The following is a 17,801-nucleotide window of genomic DNA, read 5'->3' on the forward strand; positions in this document are numbered from 1 at the left end:
CGGGCCCTGTTTTGCGGAGCAGGCAAAGCCGCCCCGTTGTTTTATAGCGAATTTTGAGAGAAAGAGCATCTGGTATGCAGGTCCATAAGTACGACGTCGTCATCGTCGGTGCCGGTGGCGCTGGCATGCGCGCCGCGATCGAATCCGGTCAGCGTGCGCGCACAGCAGTACTGACCAAGCTCTACCCCACCCGCTCGCACACTGGTGCGGCACAGGGTGGCATGTGCGCAGCCCTTGCCAATGTCGAGGAAGACAACTGGGAATGGCACACGTTCGACACCGTCAAGGGCGGCGACTACCTGGTTGACCAGGACGCCGCCGAGGTCATGGCCAAGGAAGCCATCGACGCCGTGCTGGACCTGGAAAAGATGGGCCTGCCCTTCAACCGCACGCCCGAAGGCCGCATTGACCAGCGCCGATTCGGCGGCCACACCCGCGACCACGGCAAGGCTCCGGTCCGCCGCGCATGCTATGCAGCGGACCGCACCGGCCACATGATCCTGCAAACCCTGTACCAAAACTGCGTCAAGCACAACGTTGAGTTCTACAACGAGTACTACGTGCTGGACCTGCTGACCGTTGAAGAGGACGCTGTCCGCGCAGACGGCACGCCGTTCAAGCAGAAGCGCGTTGCCGGCGTGGTCTCCTACGACCTCGCGTCCGGCGAGTTGCACGTTTTCCAGGCCAAGTCCGTGGTGTTCGCCTCCGGCGGCGCCGGCAAGGTCTTCAAGACCACGTCCAACGCCCACACCCTCACCGGTGACGGCATGGGCATCGCCTTCCGCCGCGGGATCCCCCTGGAGGACATGGAGTTCTTCCAGTTCCACCCGACAGGCCTGGCCGGCCTGGGCATCCTGCTCTCCGAGGCTGCCCGCGGTGAAGGTGCCATCCTGCGCAACTCCGAGGGTGAGCGCTTCATGGAGCGCTACGCCCCCACCATCAAGGACCTGGCACCCCGTGACATCGTGGCCCGCTCCATGGCCAACGAGGTCCGCGAAGGCCGCGGCTGCGGTCCGAACAAGGACTACGTCCTCCTGGACCTGACCCACCTTGAGCCGGCGCACATCGACGCGAAGCTGCCGGACATCACCGAGTTTGCCCGCACCTACCTGGGCGTGGAACCGTACACCGAGCCGGTGCCCGTGTTCCCCACAGCGCACTACGCCATGGGCGGCATCCCCACGAACATCACCACAGAGGTCCTCCAGGACAACGACACCGTAGTCCCGGGCCTCTACGCAGCCGGCGAAGTGGCCTGCGTATCCGTCCACGGTTCCAACCGCCTGGGCACCAACTCCCTGCTGGACATCAACGTTTTCGGCAAGCGGGCAGGTATCGCCGCAGCGGAATACGCCAAGACCGCCCAGTTCGTGGAGCTGCCGGAGAACCCGCTGGCCTACACCACCGAACTGCTGGACATTGCCCGCAACGGCACCGGCGATGAAAAGGTGGCGCAGATCCGCAAGGAACTGCAGGACACCATGGACGCCAACATGCAGGTGTTCCGCACGGCGGACACCCTGAACCAGGTGCTGCGGGACATCGCCTCCTTCGAGGAGCGGTACAAGCGCATCAACGTCCAGGACAAGGGCAAGCGCTTTAACCTGGATCTGCTCGAGGCCGTTGAACTCGGCTTCCTGCTGGAGCTGGCCAAGGTCATGACCGTGGCCGCCCTGCACCGCGAGGAATCCCGCGGCGGACACTTCCGCGAGGACTTCCCCGAGCGTGACGACGAGAAATTCATGAAGCACTCCATGGCGTACAAGGATGACCACGCCCCGGCTGACGGATCGGCAGAAGCAATTGCCGGCATCCGCCTGGCCACCAAGCCGGTTGTCTTTACCCGCTACGAGCCGATGGTGAGGAAGTACTAGGATGAGCACCGAAATCGCTGAGCCAGCCTCAAAGGTCGAACTTCCTGCCGGCGTTGGCGGGGGCGGGGAAATCCCCACGTTTGACGTCCACATGCGGGTCCGCCGGTACAACCCGGAGGTTTCCGAGGAAGCCACCTGGGATGATTTCCACCTGACCATGTACGGCACGGACCGTGTCCTGGATGCCCTGCACAAGGTCAAGTGGGAGATGGACGGTACGCTGTCCTTCCGCCGCTCCTGCGCCCACGGCGTGTGCGGTTCCGACGCCATGCGCATCAACGGCCGCAACCGCCTTGCCTGCAAGACGCTGCTGAAGGACCTGGACACGTCCAAGCCCATCACCGTGGAGCCCATCAAGGGCCTGCCGGTGGAGAAGGACCTCATCGTGGACATGGAGCCGTTCTTCCAGTCGTACCGCGAGGTCATGCCCTTCCTGATCAACAAGGGCCACGAACCCACCCGGGAACGCCTGCAGTCCGCCGAGGACCGTGAGCGCTTTGACGACACCACCAAGTGCATCCTGTGCGCCGCGTGCACGTCCTCCTGCCCGGTGTTCTGGACCGATGGGCAGTACTTCGGTCCCGCCGCAATCGTCAACGCGCACCGCTTCATCTTCGACTCGCGTGATGATGCCGGTGACATGCGCCTGGAGATCCTGAACGACAAGGAAGGTGTGTGGCGCTGCCGCACCACCTTCAACTGCTCCGAGGCATGCCCCCGCGGCATCCAGGTCACGCAGGCCATCGCGGAGGTCAAGCAGGCCATCCTGGCCCGCAAGATCTAGGCGCGTTCACCAACAGATACAACGGCCGACGGCGTCGCTCACCACGTGTGGTGGCGGCGCCGTCGGCCATTTCAGCAGAAAGGGGTCCTCCTTGTCCCGCTCCGAAAAAGTGTCCTTCACCGGGTCCACCGGCGAGACGCTGTCCGGCATCATTGACGTCCCGGAGGGCCCCGTCAAAGGCTGGGGCGTCTTCTCGCACGGTTTCACACTGGGCAAGGACAGCCCCTCCGCGTCCCGCATGTGCAAGGCGCTGGCGGACAGCGGCATCGGCATGCTGCGCTTCGACAACCTGGGCCTGGGCGGCTCGGCAGGGGAATGGTCAGCGGGTTCATTCAGCCACAAGGTGGCGGACACCGTGAAGGCTGCGGAATTCATGCGCAGCCAGGGAAAGGAAATCTCCCTGCTGGTGGGCCACTCGTTCGGCGGCGCCGCGGTCCTTGCCGCCGCGCGGGAAATTCCTGAGCTGGACGCCGTTGCCACCGTGGGGGCACCCTTCTCCCCCAAGCACGTGGCCCACGTCTTCGATGCGGCGCTGGACAGGATCCTGAGCGAGGGCAGCGCCGAGGTGGACCTGGGCGGCAAGCGGGTGGAGATCCGCCGGCACTTCGTGGAGGACCTGGAGAACGCGGACCTGACGGACTGCATCAGGCAACTGCACAAGCCGTTGATGGTATTGCACTCCCCCACTGACAACACCGTGGGGATCGAAAATGCCAGCACCATCTTCCAGACGGCACGGCATCCGCGGAACTTCGTCTCCCTTGAGGGCAGCGACCACCTCCTGACCGGCAAGGGCCAGGCCGCCCGGGCAGCAAGGATCATCGCCGCCTGGGCAGACCAGTACCTCGACGCAGCACCCGCCTGAGCGGCTTCCTTGCTGCCTTCCGGATGGATGCACCGCGCCTTAGCGGAGACACCGCGGCCGCCGGAAGGCTACTTGCCGATGGCCGCCTTGCTCTCGCTGATCCACTGCTCGGCTGCCTTCTCCGGCGTGAGGCGCTTGAACAGGACGTCTGTATTGATCCGGGCAGTAATCTCGGAAACAGCCGTTGATCCGGTGGGGCCAATGTACGTGGGGGCGAAGTCCATCTTGCCGATCTGGTCGATGTACTCCGCTTCCACCTTGCCCTGTGGTGTCAACAGGCCCTGAATGGCTGTCCGCATTTCAGCGTTTCCGGGAATGCCCCTGTCGCTCTGGATGATCTTGGCCGCTGACGGGTTGTTGACCAGGAAGTTCACCAGCTTTGCGGCGGCGTCAGTGTGCTTGCTGCGGGCGGAGATGGTGTAGAACTGCGAGGACTGAAGCCAGATTCCCGGAGTGGGCTTTTCGCCGGGAAGCTTGAGCAGCCTCAGGTCAGCGCCCGAGGCCTTGCTGAGGGCTGTCAGTGAATTGCTCCATGTGAGCATCATTCCGGCCTTCCCCATGCCCATGAGGGTCTGCTCGGTGCTGACGTTGAGCTTTTCGACAGTTTCCGAGGCACTGGGAGCAGCACCGGAACCGCTCAACTCCAGGGAGTAATCAAAGTAGTCCTGAACCGTTTGCTTGCCCAAACCCAGTTGGCCGTCCTGGGTGTAGAGGGATTCCCCGCGCTGGCGGGCAAAGGCGTCCAGGGAGTCGTGGGTGAGGACGGTTGCCGTTCCGTATGTACCCTTCGGGCTCTTGTTGGTGATGTCAGTGGCGATCCTGGCGAAGTCGTCCCAGCTCCAGGTGCTGTCATCCGGAAGGGGAACGCCGGCTGCGGCGAAGACGGCCGGGTTGACCACTATCGCCAGCGCGTTGGCTCCGGTGGAGACGCCGTACTGTTTGCCCTTGACCTGCCCGTTCTCCCGCGCCCCTTGGTCAATCCTGGACAGGTCAAGCGATCCCTCCACCTTCGACAGGTCCAGCAAGGCCCCGCGGTTGGCATACTCGGCTGGATAGGCCCCACCCATGGTGATGACGTCCGGGGCGTCGTTGGCGGCCATCTGGGTGGCGAGCTTATCGAAGTAGCCGCTGATGTCGCCGTATTCCGGTTTCACTTTGATATTGGGGTTCGCTGCTTCGAATTCCGCGATCGCCTTGTTGGTCAGGTCCGCGCGGCCTGCGTTGCCCCACCAGGAAAAACGGATTTCGACCGGCCCATCCTCTGCCTTGTTGGAGGAGGGACCCGAGCAGGCGGCAGTAGTGGCCAGCAGGGCTGCGGCCGACAGGACAGCGATCGATTTACGAATACCTCGGATACCTTGACGCGTCATTGGGCAGGCTTCTTCCTCAGTCAGAAGGGGTGGGAAAACGTTTCCTGAAACGTATCAAAGGTGTATGTTGGGGTCAATAGTTTCGACTTTGAACTATTCTTCAAACGTCAACGCGGACACCAACAGGAGGGCGTGCGGAGTGCACAGCCAAAGCACCAGCGAAAGCGGGGTATCCCATGCAGGCATCGACCGCAAGGAACTCGTGCAGCGCCACAACATCAGGCAGCAGCACCTCGACCCGCGAAGCCCGGTCTCGGTGGGAAACGGAGAATTCGCTTACACCGTCGATCTCACCGGCCTCCAGACCCTTCCCGACGAATACCCTGTAGGCGCGCGCGGCGATCTGCCGCCGGGCACGCTGCTGGGCACCCAGGCCCAATGGGGATGGCACTCTGTGCCCGCTCCCCAAACATACGACCTGGCCGGCTCGACAGTTCTCTACGATTCGCCCCGCGGCCCGGTGCCCTACGTGGACATGGTGGGCGACATCGTCAACGACCGCGAAACAGATACCTCCGCTGCTGAAACCTGGCTCCGCGCGAACGCCCACCGACTGGACCTGGGACGGATTGGTCTGCGCTGGATGGAGGACGGCTCAGAGCGTGCAATCACAAGAGGTGAGGTGACGGACACCGAACAAACCCTGGATCTGTGGACTGGGGTGGTGACCAGTCACTTCACAGTTGCAGGCCAGCCGGTAAAAGTCACAACTGCCTGCCACCCGGACCGGGACGAAGTCGGCTTCCGTGTGGAGTCCCCTGCCCTTGGCTCCGGCCTGGTGGTCGGCGTCGGCTTTCCCTATGGCTCTGAGGCCTGGCACGACGCCGCCGATTGGAACAGCCCGGATGCCCACACAACGTCGCTCACTGAAGCGGTAACCGCAGAAGGCAGTGCCACCAGGATGTGGACCGCCGGCCGGAGGTTGGACAACTCCCTCTATCAGGTGATGATCACTGGGCAGGATTTCACGGTGATGCAGACGGAACAACACCGTCTGCGGATCGTGCCCGGCACTTCGGACGGGCCGGGGGGCGGAGTGTTGGACTTCTCCATTGCCTTCAGCTCCGGGGAGGACGGTGACTGCATTCCACGGGCAAACAACCGGCCGGCTGCCGGGGCGCCCAAGGGCAGCAGGCCCGCCCCAGGGGGTAACGGCGTCGTGCTTTCACCGGCGGACAGTGTGGCTTCAGCGTCCGCGGCGTATTGGCAAAAATTCTGGTCCTCGGGCGGCGCTATTGAACTTGCCGCAACGGACGACCCCCGTGCCAAAGAGCTGGAACGCCGCATTGTGCTGTCCCAGTACCTCACGGCGGTCAACTGCTCGGGATCACTGCCGCCGCAGGAAACCGGGCTGGTCTGCAATTCCTGGCGGGGCCGCTTCCACCTGGAGATGCACTGGTGGCACGCTGCCCACTTTGCGCACTGGAACCGGCCGGAACTCATCCTGCCGTCCCTCCGCTGGTATTCAACAGTGCTGGAAAGTTCCCGGCAGACGGCCAGGATGCAGGGGTTCGACGGCGTCCGCTGGCCGAAACAGGTAGGTCCGGATGGCAGGGAGAGCCCCAGCCCCATCGGAACCTTCCTGATTTGGCAGCAGCCGCATCCCATCCACTTGGCGGAACTGGTTTACCGCGCCAACCCCAGTCCGGCGGTACTCGAGGAATTCGCGGAGATCGTCTTCGAATCCGCTGCCTTTATGGCCAGTTTCGCCCACCCCACGGCGCGGGGGTTCGAACTGGGGCCGCCGCTCATTCCCGCACAGGAGAGCTATGGGCCGCTCCGTGCCACCGTCACCAATCCGACCTTCGAACTGGCCTACTGGCAGTGGGCTCTCCGGATTGCCGCAGCATGGCGGGAGCGGCTGGGCCTGGAACCGGTCCAGTCATGGATGGAGGTGGCCGATGGCCTGGTGCCTCCGCGCGTGATCAATGGCGAGTACGCAGCCATGGATGTGGAACCGTTCACCATCAGGACAGACCACCCCTCGATGCTCTGCGCACTTGGCGTCCTCCCACTGACGGACCTGATCGACGAAACCGTCATGCGGGCCACGCTCGCGGGTGTCCTTGCTGACTGGGACTGGGACAGTACCTGGGGCTGGGACTATCCGGTCATGGCCATGACGGCCGCCCGGCTGGGCGACCCTGAAACGGCTGTGGACGCACTCCTGCAGGAAACGCCCAAGAACACCGTCCTGGTCAACGGGCACAACCGGCAGACGGAGTCCCTGCCGCTGTACCTTCCCGGTAACGGCGGTCTTCTCGCCGCCGTCGCCCTGATGGCTGCCGGGTGGGACAACGGCCCGGACCGGCATGCACCCGGCTTTCCATCCGGTTGGACAGTAGCGTGGGAGGGACTGGTGCAGGCTCCTTAACTGCCAGGAGTGGAGGACCTCCTCCTGCGCCTCAGGTTTGCGGAGTTGTCCGCCGGGCCCCCAGGATCGTCTTTCGCGGCACGCCGTCCGCCTCCTGGTCTGCCTCACGGACTGCCGTCCAGCCGGCGGAGACAAGGTAGACCTGGCTGACCAGGTTGAACCAGATGAGCAGGCCGATGATGATGGCAAACGGCGCCAGGATGGGGTTGCGGCTGGCACCGCCAAGGAGTTCGGTGCTGAAGATCTGCAGGATTGTGGTGCCCACGGCGGACAGGACAGTGCCTTCGATCAGTGCCCGGCGGGACAGCTTGAGCCCGGCGGCCAGCCGGAACATGATCAGCGCCGTGACCCAGTTCAGGACCAGCGGAACAACGATCTTGACCGACGTCGTCAAGGGGCCGGCCACGGCATCTGTGAGGTGCAGGAAGTCCGCTACCCACCCGGCCAGCGTCCCGAACACCAGTGAAGCTCCGGCGCTGATCACCAGGGCCACGCCCAGCAGCAGGAGGGTTCCGGCGTCGCGCAGCTTCATCAGGATGGGATTAACCACGGGCGGAGGCATCCGCAGCACGCCGCGCAGGCCGTCCCTGATGCCGTTGATCCAGCCCAGCGATGTGATGACGGTGACCACGGCGGCAATCACCGCGGTCCACCCGAGGCCGTCCGGGTTCAGGAGGTCTTTCGGGTCCACCAGTCCTTCGCCGCCGTTGACCTTCAGGAGTCCGGGGGCGCTTTGCGCCACTGTGGCAATAATGGTGTCAAGCAGGGCCGGCTGGCTCCGGAGGACAAGCCCGGCCACCGAAAAGCCGGTCGTCAGGAGGCCGGTGATGGAGAAGAACATCCGGAAGCCAATGCCGGCGCTCAGCAAGGGGCCGTGCTGGAGATTGTAGTGCTGGAATGCCCGCATGGGCCGCAGCGTGTTGAGCTTGGCCTGCAGCCATTGGACCGTGGCCATCAGGCTCGGCAACAGCCCGCTCCCGGATCTCCTGGCCTTGCCCCATTCCATCCGCTTCTGGATGACCGCCAGCCTCAGCTGGGCGCGCTCGGTGGGCAGCGGCGGCCGGTCAGCCGCCTTCGGTTGCGGAGTCCGCGGCAGCGTCCGTGAAGCGGGTGCCGGCGTGGTTGTCAGTTTCGGTCCCAAAGTCCAGCTCTTCCCGTAGCTGCCAGATGCCCTCGGCATCATGCTCATAGAGTCCCATGCTAACCACGGGGAAGGTTGCTCTGTAGTTCTTCAGCACCGTTTCGGCCTCATCCAGGCTTTCCGGTGCGACGTCATGGGCGATGGTGACGTGCGGATGGTAAGCAAAGGGAAGTTCACGGTGGAGCGGGCCCTGCTGGAGCCTGCGGTGCAGGTCCACGCACTCATTGAACCCGTCCTCCACGTTAATGAAGACCACCGGAGAGACGGGCCGGAATGTTCCGGTCCCGGCGATGGTCACCATGAAGGGACTCTGGCAGCGCGCAACTTCACGGACGTGGCGGCGGGTCGCTTCCCAGTCCTGGGTCGGGGTGGTGGTGACCAGCGTGATGTGGGCCGGAACCACGTCCGCCAGGGGGTCGCCAAAGGACGCCCGCCAGCGCTGCAGTTCCCCGGCGATTTCGGCTGGGAAGCCAAGGATGACGCCGACGCTGATTTCTTCGCTGCCTGTCACGTCACGGTCCGTGGCCGCACTCCGGCCCGACTGGTCTTCGAAGCGGTCGGCCCGGGTCCGCTCCACCTGGCCGGCAGAACAGGCACCTCCCCTGGCGGTGACGTTTCCCGAAGACATGGCGCTAGCGGACACCTGCGAGGCTGAGGGACGGCAGGAAGCCCATCCGCTGGTACACCTGGCCAAGGGTTGCGGAGGCAATCTCGCGGGCCCGTTCCGCGCCCAGGGCCAACAGCCGGTCAAGCTCGGCGGGATCGGCCATCAGTTCGTTGGTCCGGTTTCGGAGCGGGGTGATGAAGTCCACCACCACTTCGGCCAGGTCAACCTTGAGGTGGCCGTACATCTTGCCCTGGTACTCGGCTTCAAGCTCCGCCACCGACTTGCCCGTCAGGGAGGAGTAGATGGTCAGCAGGTTGGAAACCCCGGGCTTCTCCTCGGCGTCGAAGCGGATGTCCGTGCCGGCGTCGGTCACTGCAGACTTGATGCGCTTGGCCGCGATCTTGGGATCCTCCAGCAGCTGGATGGCACCATTGGGGGACTCCCCCGTCTTGGACATCTTGGCGCTGGGATTCTGGAGGTCGTAGATCTTGGCGCTTTCCTTGACGATCGTTGCCTCAGGGACCGTGAACGTGTGGCCAAACCGGGTGTTGAACCGCTGCGCCAGGTTCCGGGTCAGTTCCAGGTGCTGCCGCTGGTCCTCGCCAACAGGCACCAGATCGCTTTGGTAGAGGAGGATGTCCGCGGCCATCAGCGTGGGATAGGCGAAAAGGCCCAGCGTGGCGGCGTCTGCGCCGGACTTCTGGGTCTTGTCCTTGAACTGGGTCATCCGGGAGGCCTCGCCAAACCCGGTGATGCAGTTCAGGGCCCAGGCGAGCTGCGCGTGCTCGGGGACATGGGACTGGACGAAGAAGATGCTCTTGTCCGGGTCGATGCCGGCCGCGATGTACTGGGCAGCCACAATGCGGGTCCGCTTGGCCAGTTCCGCGGGGTCGAAGTCCACCGTGATGGCATGCAGGTCCGGGATGAAGAAGACGGCGTCGTACTCCGCCTGCATGTCCACCCAGTTGCGCACGGCACCGATGTAGTTGCCCAGGTGCAGGGAGTCGGCAGTGGGCTTGGCGCCGGAAAGGATGCGCTTCTTGGCAGTGGGGGAAGTCTGGCTGGTCATGGAAAAACTTTCGGGCTTAGAGCTGGTAGTCCACTACCAGCGGGGCGTGATCGGAGAAGCGGGTGTCCCAGGAGGCTGCACGGTCCACCACAGCCGTAATGGCGGACGCCGCCAGTTCGGGAGTGGCCATGTGGTAGTCGATGCGCCAACCGGTGTCATTGTCGAATGCCTTGCCGCGCCAGGACCACCACGTGTACGGCCCGTCGATGTCGCCGGCAAGGGTCCGGTGGACGTCATGCCAGCCGATCTCCTCGCCAAAGAACCGGTCGAAGTAGGCACGTTCTTCCGGCAGGTGCCCGGCCTTCTTCAGGTTGCCCTTGGAGTTCCTGATGTCCCGGGGCGTGTGGGCAACATTCAGGTCTCCCACCACCAATGCATGGTCGCTGTGCTTGGTCAGCTCGGGCAGGCGGGTGCTCATGACGTCCAGGAAGCGGAATTTGTCATCCTGTTTTGGAGTCCCTACTTCACCGGAGTGCACGTAGGCACTGGCAACGGTGAGCTGCACGGGGTTCCCTGCGGAATCGCGGACGCGGAAATCGGCTTCGACCCAGCGTCCGGCGGTGGCGAAGTAGTCGTCCCCGATGCCGTTCCTGGTGTCCAGCGGCTCTTCCCGGGAGGCTATGGCGACGCCGGCACGGCCTTTCGCTTCGGCCTCGGCGTGCAGGATATGCCAGCCCTCCCCCAGCAGCTGCCGGACGATGGCATCAGGTGCGCGGACTTCCTGCAGGCAGAGGATGTCCACTTCGCGCGGCTCCAACCATGCCGCCATGCCGTTCTTGTAGGCAGCCCGGAGGCCGTTTACGTTAACGGATGCGATGCGAAGGTGGTCCTTCTTCAATGCCGAGCTCACCCGCTCCACTCTAGTCGATGATGGTTCCGGTCACCGGCTCCCCGCTGCCGCCGGCGGACTTGATCATGTCCCTGGCATTCGTGGCTGTGATCTCGATGGTCTCAAGGGCGCGGTTGATGGTGTCCTGGTTGGCGGCGGCGCCCTTGGCGCGCTCCTCCTCCACCACACGGACCTGCACCTGGACGATCTTGAAGGAGTGGTCAAGCTTCAGGTCCCGCACCTCGTCGGCCTCGGAACGTTCGTAGACCACCTGGGTGCCGCCGTGGTCGGCGGACTGGCGCGCCGGTATCCGGCCCGTTGCGGTGTTGAAGGCGCTCTGGGCCTCGGACAGCTTGGCACCGGCCTTCTTGGCGGCACGCTGGATGCTGAAGACAACGAACGCAGCCAGCGCCAGCCAGAAGGCGGCAATGACGGCGACGACCCAGCCCACGACGTCGTTCTGGTTCGCAGCGAAGATGACGGCAACGATGAACGCCGTCACCAGGACCATCAGGCCCGGCCCGCTGATCCGGAACATCGAAAAACCGCCACGGGCGGGTTTGGAGGATGACGAGGAGCTGCCCAAAGTTCGCATGCAGCTATTGTCTCAAACAGCGCACTGTGCTCCCGCCGCCTTCCACCCCCGGCGAACAGGGCTACTTCAGGAACAGGCTTCGCAGGCGCAGGGTGGTCAGCAGCATGCCGGCGGCGGTCATCACCAGGTAGTAGCCAACATGCACCGGCGTGGCAACCGTAAAACTGCCGACGCTGATCTGCCGCAGCAGTTCCACGCCGTGCCAGAGCGGCATGGCCTGGATGAACCACTGGATGGGCTGCGGGTAGACGCTGAGCGGGTAGAACGTGGCACTGAAGAGGAACATGGGCAGCAGGATGAAGTTGATCCAGTCCATCTGCTGGAAGGTCTTGAGGAAACTGGTGATGCCCATGCCCAGGCTGGCGAACCCAAAGGCGATCAACACCGACGCAGGAATCATCAGCACCGCCCAGGCCGTGGTGATCAGTCCCATGACGCCCATCACCGCCGTGAAGCCGGTGGCGTAAAGCATTCCCCGCAGCAGGGCCAGGAAGATCTCGCCCAGCGCCACATCCAGCGGACCCAGCGACGTGTACAGCATCCCCTGGTAGAGCTTGGCAAAGTTCATCTTGAAGAACACGTTCCAGGTGGAGTCATAGACCGCGCCGTTCATCGCGGAGACGGCCAGCAGCGCCGGCGCGATGTAGGCCGCATAGCTGATGGTGGTGCCGTCGGGCCCCTGGACATCGCCCACGAGGCCGCCCAGTCCCACCCCCATGGAAATAAGGAACAGTACCGGTTCGAAGAAGCCGGACACCATCACCAGCCAGTTGCTGCTCCGGGTGGCCATCAGGCCGCGGGCAATCACCGCCCTGGCGTTGTGCGAATACAGGGGTCCGAACGTGCGGCTGCGCGCCTGCTCCGCCGCACTTCGCGGGGCGTCTCCGGGGACCCCTCCGCCGGTGCCACCGGCGGGATCGGAAAGTGTGCTCACTGGCCCATCCTCAGGGCAAACCGCCGCCGCGTCAGGACCCAGCCAGTGACTGCCATCCCCGCCAGGACAGCGACGTGCAGGACTGTGAGAAGCGGCGGTTCCCCGTAACCGAAGCTGAGCACCCGGCCCAGTTCCGTGCCATGCCAGATGGGCGAGATCCACCCCACCCAGCGGACGGCCGGCGGCAGGTTGTCCAGCGGAAAGAACGTCCCGGAAAACAGGAAGAGCGGCATTACGATGAACCGCATCACCAGCGCGAACTGGCCCTTGTCCTCGGTGATCGAAGCAGAATAGGCCATCAGCGGCAGCCCGAAGGCCAGTCCCGTCAGGGTGGCCACCAGGATCCCGGCCCAGCCCCATTCCGAGGGCGAGGCCCCAAACAACACCACCGCTGCAAAGTACAGGGCCGACTGCAGCACCAGGCGCAGCGTTACAGCCATGATGTGCCCGGCAGCGATCTGTCCCGGGGTGAGCGGCGAGGCGTGCGGCCCGAAGTACGTCCGGCGCCACTTGAATCCGGCCATCACCGGAAACGTGAACTCGTTGGCCGCAGTCATCACGGCGGCCGACACCAGCAGCGCAGGGGCGATGAAGACCAGGTAGGACACCCCGCCGATGGCCGCGTTGCCTGTGTCCACCAAGCTGGCCAGGCCAACTCCCATCGCGAACAGGTACGCCACCGGCTGGCCCACGCTGTACATGAGGATGGACCAGGTGTAGCCCTTCATCACCCGCAGCACCTGTTCGGCATAGTAGAAGGCGCCCCAGCGCCGGGCCTTCGCAGCCGCGACGGCAGGGCCGTGGGCACGGCGGCCCGCGCCCACCAACGATTCCTCAGTCAACGAGGCTCCTGCCGGTGAGCCGAAGGAACACGTCCTCCAGGGATGACCTGCGGACCAGCGATGTCAGCGGCCTCAGGCCGCGGGCCGATACCTGCTCAAGGGCTGACTCGCCGTCGTGCGCGTAGACAAGCACCCGGTCCGGCAGCACCTCAAGACGCTCCCCGATCCCTTCCAGCTGCGCCCCAATGGTGGCGTTCCGCTCGGAACCGAAGCGCAGCTCCACCACCTCCCGGGTGGAATGCTCCCGGATCAGCTGCGCGGGTGAACCCTCAGCCATGATCCGGCCCTTGTCCACCACGATCAGCCGGTCACAGAGCTGCTCTGCCTCGTCCATGTAATGCGTGGTCAGGATCAGGGTGACGCCCTGCTCCTTGAGCCGGAACAGCCGGTCCCACAGGATGTGCCTGGCCTGCGGATCCAGCCCGGTGGTGGGCTCGTCCAGGAGCAGGATCCGCGGTTCGTTGATCAGGGAACGGGCGATGGTGAGCCGGCGCTTCATGCCGCCGGAGAGCGCGTCCACCTTGGACCTGGCCTTGTCCGTCAGCTGGGCAAACTCCAGCAGTTCGTCGGCCTTGGGTTTCAGGTAGCTCATGGGCAGACCGAAGTACCGGCCGTAGACCAGCAGGTTGTCGCGGACGCGCAGTTCCTCATCCAGGTTGTCCTGCTGCGGCACCACGCCCAGGTGGGCGCGCACCTCCGGCCCGTGCGTGTCCGGGTCCAGGCCCATGATGCTTAGCTGTCCAGCGGTCCGGCGGGTCACACCGCCGATCATCTTCATGGTGGTGGATTTGCCCGCTCCGTTGGGTCCCAGCAGTCCGAAGGACTCCCCCGCGGGCACGCTGAAGGAGATGCCGTCCACAGCGGCCGCGTCACCATAGGTCTTGACCAGGTTCGCGGCGGAGATGACGGTGCCGGACTGCGGGTCTCCGGTGAGCATTCCGGAGGAGGTCAGGGCGTGGTTGTGCACCTGTGCAGACTAGTGGAGGCGGGACGCATCCGGAAGTGTGCTTGCAGGTTCCTTTTTAAACGGACGACGGCGGTACGGCGCCTTCCATGCGAAAGGTGCCGTACCGCCGTCGGACGTTTAATGCCGGGACTAGCGTGCCTGGGCTGCGGCGCGTTCCGCAGCCTCCACCACGTTGGTCATCAGCAGCGCCACGGTCATGGGACCCACGCCGCCGGGGTTCGGCGAAATCCAGCCGGCGACGTCGGCCGCGGCGGGATCGATGTCGCCGTAGACGCGGCTCTTGCCCGTCTCCGGATCGGTCTCGCGGGTAACCCCGACATCCAGCAACGCCGCGCCCGGCTTCACGTCCGAGGCCTTGACGATGTGCTTCACGCCGGCGGCGCCCACAATGACGTCCGCCTGCCGCAGCAGCACCGACAGGTTCTTCGTACCGGTGTGGGTCAGGGTCACGGTGGCATTCACGTCCCGCCGCGTGAGCAGCAGGCCGATTGAGCGGCCGATGGTGACGCCGCGCCCCACCACCACAACATGCTTGCCTGCCAGGCTGTAGCCGTTCCGCTCCAGGAGCTCGATGACCCCGCGGGGCGTGCACGGCAGGGGCGTGTCGATCTTGTTGTTGACGTTCAACACGAGCCTGCCGAGGTTGGTCGGGTGCAGGCCGTCGGCATCCTTGGCGGGATCGATGCGCTCCAGGATGGCGTCCTGGTCCAGGTGCTTGGGCAGCGGCAACTGCACGATGTAGCCGTGGCAGGCCGGATCCGCATTGAGTTCATCAATGAGGGCCTCCACCTGCTCCTGGGTGGCATCGGCCGGGAGCTCGCGCTGGATGGAGTTCATCCCGATCTGCTCAGACTGCTTGTGCTTCATGGAGACGTACAGCTGCGAGGCAGGGTCCGCGCCCACCAGTACGGTGGCGATGCCGGGAGTGACGCCCCTGGCCTTGAGTGCGGCCACGCGTTCGGTCAGCTCGGCCTTGATGGCGGCAGCGGTAGCCTTGCCGTCAAGGATCTGTGCGGTGGTGGTTTCAGTCATGGGATCACCACTGCTCGTGCTGGGGGTAGAGCGGGAAGTCGGCTGCCAGCTTGTCCACGCGTACCTGCAGGGCCTCGACGTCGGTGCTGTTGCCGGCCTTGAGGGCGGTGGCGATGATCTCGGCAACCTCGGTGAATTCGGCAGCGCCGAAACCGCGGGTGGCCAGGGCCGGGGTGCCGATGCGCAGGCCGGAGGTGACCATCGGCGGGCGGGGGTCGAACGGAACGGCGTTGCGGTTGACCGTGATGCCCACCGAGTGCAGGAGGTCCTCGGCCTGCTGGCCGTCCAGCTGCGAGTTCCGCAGGTCCACGAGCACCAGGTGGACGTCCGTGCCGCCCGTGAGGACGGAGACACCCGCTTCTGATACGTCGGACTGGTTGAGGCGGTCGGCGATGATCCGGGCGCCTTCGAGGACGCGCTCCTGGCGTTCCTTGAATTCCTGGGTGCCGGCGATCTTGAAGGCCACAGCCTTGGCGGCGATGACGTGCATCAGCGGCCCGCCCTGCTGGCCCGGGAAGACGCTGGAGTTCAGCTTCTTGGCCCACTGTTCCTTGGCCAGGATCACGCCCGAGCGGGGACCAGCCAGGGTCTTGTGCACGGTGGAGGTGACGACGTCGGAGTGCGGCACCGGGCTCGGGTGCAGTCCGGCGGCCACCAGGCCGGCGAAGTGTGCCATGTCGGTCCAGAGCAGTGCTCCCACTTCATCGGCGATGGAGCGGAAGGCGGCGAAGTCCAGGTGGCGCGGGTAGGCGGACCAGCCGGCGATGATCACCTGCGGCTTCTCGGCGATGGCCTGCTCGCGGAGCTTGTCCATGTCGATGCGGAAGTTGTCTTCCTCGACCTGGTACGCGGCAACCTGGTACAGCTTGCCCGAGAAGTTCAGCTTCATGCCGTGGGTGAGGTGGCCGCCGTGGGCCAGGGACAGGCCCAGGATCTTGTCGCCCGGGGTGATCATGGCGGAAAGTGCGGCAGCGTTGGCCTGCGCGCCGGAGTGCGGCTGGACGTTGGCGTATTCGGCGCCGAACAGTCCCTTGACCCTGTCGATGGCCAGCTGCTCTGCAACGTCCACGTATTCGCAGCCGCCGTAGTAGCGGCGGCCGGGGTAGCCCTCGGCGTACTTGTTGGTGAGGACGGAGCCTTGGGCTTCCATCACGGCGCGGGGTGCAAAGTTCTCGGAGGCGATCATTTCCAGCGTGCCTCGCTGGCGGCCGAGCTCCTGGTCCAGGACGGCGGCGATTTCGGGGTCAAGCTCGGCCAGCGGCTGATTGCTGACGGCTGTTGTTGAGGTGGCTGTAGTAGTCACGAAGAACTCCTGGCTAGGGATACGGGCACTGCTTAGGTCAGGCTACCGGCTTACGCAACTTCACACCCCCATGTGACGGGACGTGAAAGAGCGGCCATGGCGCTGCTGTGCTGACGCGGGTGCAGCCCCAATTCCGGCAAGACATGACCCTCGGCCCAGGCGTACGATCCGTGGTCTTCGTGATTGCCGCTCCCTGGTGGTTAGCCACCCAACGCCAGTTGCGACCACCCCAGCCTACCAAAACCGGCGCCCGCAGCGCGGGTAGGCTATTACGCGTGAATGAAGAGCAGCTGAACCAAGCGTACGTTGTAACCCTGTCCTGCCCGGACCGTCCCGGAATCGTCCACGCGGTGGCCGGAGCACTGCTGGTGGCAGGGTGCAACATCATGGATTCGCAGCAGTACGGCAGCCCTTCAACCGGGAACTTCTTCATGCGGGTTGAGGTGACCACGGCAGCTGCCAAGTCCGAACTGCGTGCCGCGCTGGAGCCGGTGGCCGAGGCCTTCTCCATGCAGTGGAACCTTAATACTGTGGGCGACAAGGTCCGCACCCTGGTGATGGCCAGCACCTCGGCCCATTGCCTCAACGACCTGCTGTTCCAGCAGCGCTCCGGCACCCTTCCCATCGAGATTCCCGCAATCGTGTCCAACCACCAGGACCTCGCCGGGCTGGCCGAGTTCTACGGCATCCCGTTCCACTACATCCCGGTGACCAGGGACACCAAGGTCCAGGCGGAGGACAAGCTGCGGGCCATCATCGCCGAGCACGATATCGAGCTGACCGTCCTGGCCCGCTACATGCAGATCCTCTCCGACGAACTCTGCACCGAGCTGACCGGCAAGGCCATCAACATCCACCACTCGTTCCTGCCGTCCTTCAAGGGCGCCAAGCCGTACCACCAGGCCCACGCCCGTGGCGTCAAGCTGATCGGTGCCACGGCACACTATGTGACGGCTGCCCTGGATGAGGGCCCGATCATCGAACAGGAAGTCATCCGGGTGGACCATGCCCGCACCCCTGAGCAGTTCGTGCAGATGGGCCGCGATGTCGAGGGCCGTACCCTGGTCCAGGCCGTGCAGTGGCACGCCGAGCACCGGGTGCTCCTGGACGGCAACCGGACGGTGGTCTTCAACTAAGTAGCAGCAGATGCCGTTTTGGGGCCCCAAAACGGCATCTGCTGCTACTCAGTTGGGGGCAGGGGTGGCTTAGGGTGAA

Annotated in this window: 16 protein-coding genes and 1 riboswitch; of the genes, 5 read left to right on the plus strand and 11 right to left on the minus strand. The window is 64.7% G+C overall.

The annotated features are described in order from the left end of the window. Positions 1-74: 74 nt before the first annotated feature. The 3 genes from sdhA (at position 75) to ASG86_RS08330 (ending at position 3,523) form a co-directional block, all read left to right on the plus strand. Entirely contained in the window at positions 75-1,874 is a 1,800-nt protein-coding gene (sdhA, locus tag ASG86_RS08320) for a succinate dehydrogenase flavoprotein subunit (RefSeq protein ID WP_056332427.1), read from the plus strand. A gap of 1 nt (position 1,875) precedes the next feature. After that, the gene (locus tag ASG86_RS08325; protein ID WP_056332430.1) at positions 1,876-2,658 is read left to right on the plus strand and encodes a succinate dehydrogenase iron-sulfur subunit; all 783 of its coding nucleotides are present in this window, start codon (positions 1,876-1,878) and stop codon (positions 2,656-2,658) included. Positions 2,659-2,749: 91 nt separating this feature from the next. Continuing rightward, the gene (locus tag ASG86_RS08330; protein ID WP_056332432.1) at positions 2,750-3,523 is read left to right on the plus strand and encodes an alpha/beta hydrolase family protein; all 774 of its coding nucleotides are present in this window, start codon (positions 2,750-2,752) and stop codon (positions 3,521-3,523) included. Between the two features lie 68 nt (positions 3,524-3,591). Here the strand turns inward: ASG86_RS08330 and ASG86_RS08335 are convergent, their stop codons facing one another. After that, positions 3,592-4,893 carry an ABC transporter substrate-binding protein gene (locus ASG86_RS08335; RefSeq protein ID WP_056332434.1) on the minus strand — a complete coding sequence of 434 codons (1,302 nt, stop codon included), beginning with the start codon at positions 4,891-4,893 and terminating at the stop codon, positions 3,592-3,594. Between the two features lie 139 nt (positions 4,894-5,032). Between ASG86_RS08335 and ASG86_RS08340 the strand changes: the two genes are divergently transcribed. Beyond that, positions 5,033-7,267, plus strand: coding sequence for a hypothetical protein (locus ASG86_RS08340; RefSeq protein WP_056332437.1), 2,235 nt, complete (start codon positions 5,033-5,035; stop codon positions 7,265-7,267). Positions 7,268-7,298: 31 nt separating this feature from the next. Here the strand turns inward: ASG86_RS08340 and ASG86_RS08345 are convergent, their stop codons facing one another. From ASG86_RS08345 to glyA, 10 genes are all read right to left on the minus strand, one after another. Beyond that, entirely contained in the window at positions 7,299-8,273 is a 975-nt protein-coding gene (locus tag ASG86_RS08345; protein WP_082566719.1) for a YihY/virulence factor BrkB family protein, read from the minus strand. A gap of 58 nt (positions 8,274-8,331) precedes the next feature. Continuing rightward, on the minus strand, positions 8,332-9,036 hold the full coding sequence (locus ASG86_RS08350; RefSeq protein ID WP_056332441.1) for a 2'-5' RNA ligase family protein: 705 nt from the start codon (positions 9,034-9,036) through the stop codon (positions 8,332-8,334). Positions 9,037-9,040: 4 nt separating this feature from the next. Beyond that, positions 9,041-10,084 carry a tryptophan--tRNA ligase gene (trpS, locus tag ASG86_RS08355; protein ID WP_056332444.1) on the minus strand — a complete coding sequence of 348 codons (1,044 nt, stop codon included), beginning with the start codon at positions 10,082-10,084 and terminating at the stop codon, positions 9,041-9,043. Between the two features lie 16 nt (positions 10,085-10,100). Continuing rightward, positions 10,101-10,934 (minus strand): exodeoxyribonuclease III, encoded by an 834-nt coding sequence (locus ASG86_RS08360; RefSeq protein ID WP_056332950.1) that lies wholly within the window; start codon positions 10,932-10,934, stop codon positions 10,101-10,103. A gap of 10 nt (positions 10,935-10,944) precedes the next feature. Continuing rightward, positions 10,945-11,508, minus strand: coding sequence for a hypothetical protein (locus tag ASG86_RS08365; protein WP_056332446.1), 564 nt, complete (start codon positions 11,506-11,508; stop codon positions 10,945-10,947). A 61-nt stretch (positions 11,509-11,569) separates the two neighbouring features. After that, positions 11,570-12,442, minus strand: a complete 873-nt coding sequence (locus tag ASG86_RS08370; protein WP_056332448.1) for an ABC transporter permease — start codon at positions 12,440-12,442, stop codon at positions 11,570-11,572. Continuing rightward, entirely contained in the window at positions 12,439-13,284 is an 846-nt protein-coding gene (locus tag ASG86_RS08375; protein ID WP_056332451.1) for an ABC transporter permease, read from the minus strand. The genes ASG86_RS08370 and ASG86_RS08375 overlap by 4 nt, the downstream gene beginning before the upstream one ends. Further along, positions 13,277-14,221, minus strand: a complete 945-nt coding sequence (locus ASG86_RS08380) for an ABC transporter ATP-binding protein (protein ID WP_200946223.1) — start codon at positions 14,219-14,221, stop codon at positions 13,277-13,279. The genes ASG86_RS08375 and ASG86_RS08380 overlap by 8 nt, the downstream gene beginning before the upstream one ends. 159 nt (positions 14,222-14,380) lie before the next feature. Next, a complete protein-coding gene (locus tag ASG86_RS08385; RefSeq protein WP_056332459.1) occupies positions 14,381-15,283 on the minus strand; it encodes a bifunctional methylenetetrahydrofolate dehydrogenase/methenyltetrahydrofolate cyclohydrolase in 903 nt (300 codons plus the stop codon). 4 nt (positions 15,284-15,287) lie between these two features. Further along, positions 15,288-16,586: a serine hydroxymethyltransferase gene (glyA, locus tag ASG86_RS08390; RefSeq protein WP_056332461.1), complete on the minus strand. Its 1,299-nt coding sequence runs from the start codon at positions 16,584-16,586 to the stop codon at positions 15,288-15,290. Between the two features lie 146 nt (positions 16,587-16,732). Beyond that, a riboswitch (ZMP/ZTP riboswitch) is annotated at positions 16,733-16,818 on the minus strand. A gap of 43 nt (positions 16,819-16,861) precedes the next feature. Here glyA and purU point away from each other — a divergent pair. Then, a complete protein-coding gene (gene purU, locus ASG86_RS08395; RefSeq protein ID WP_056332463.1) occupies positions 16,862-17,722 on the plus strand; it encodes a formyltetrahydrofolate deformylase in 861 nt (286 codons plus the stop codon). Positions 17,723-17,801 lie beyond the last annotated feature (79 nt).

It is taken from the genome of Arthrobacter sp. Soil764, assembly GCF_001428075.1.
Lineage (GTDB): Bacteria > Actinomycetota > Actinomycetes > Actinomycetales > Micrococcaceae > Arthrobacter.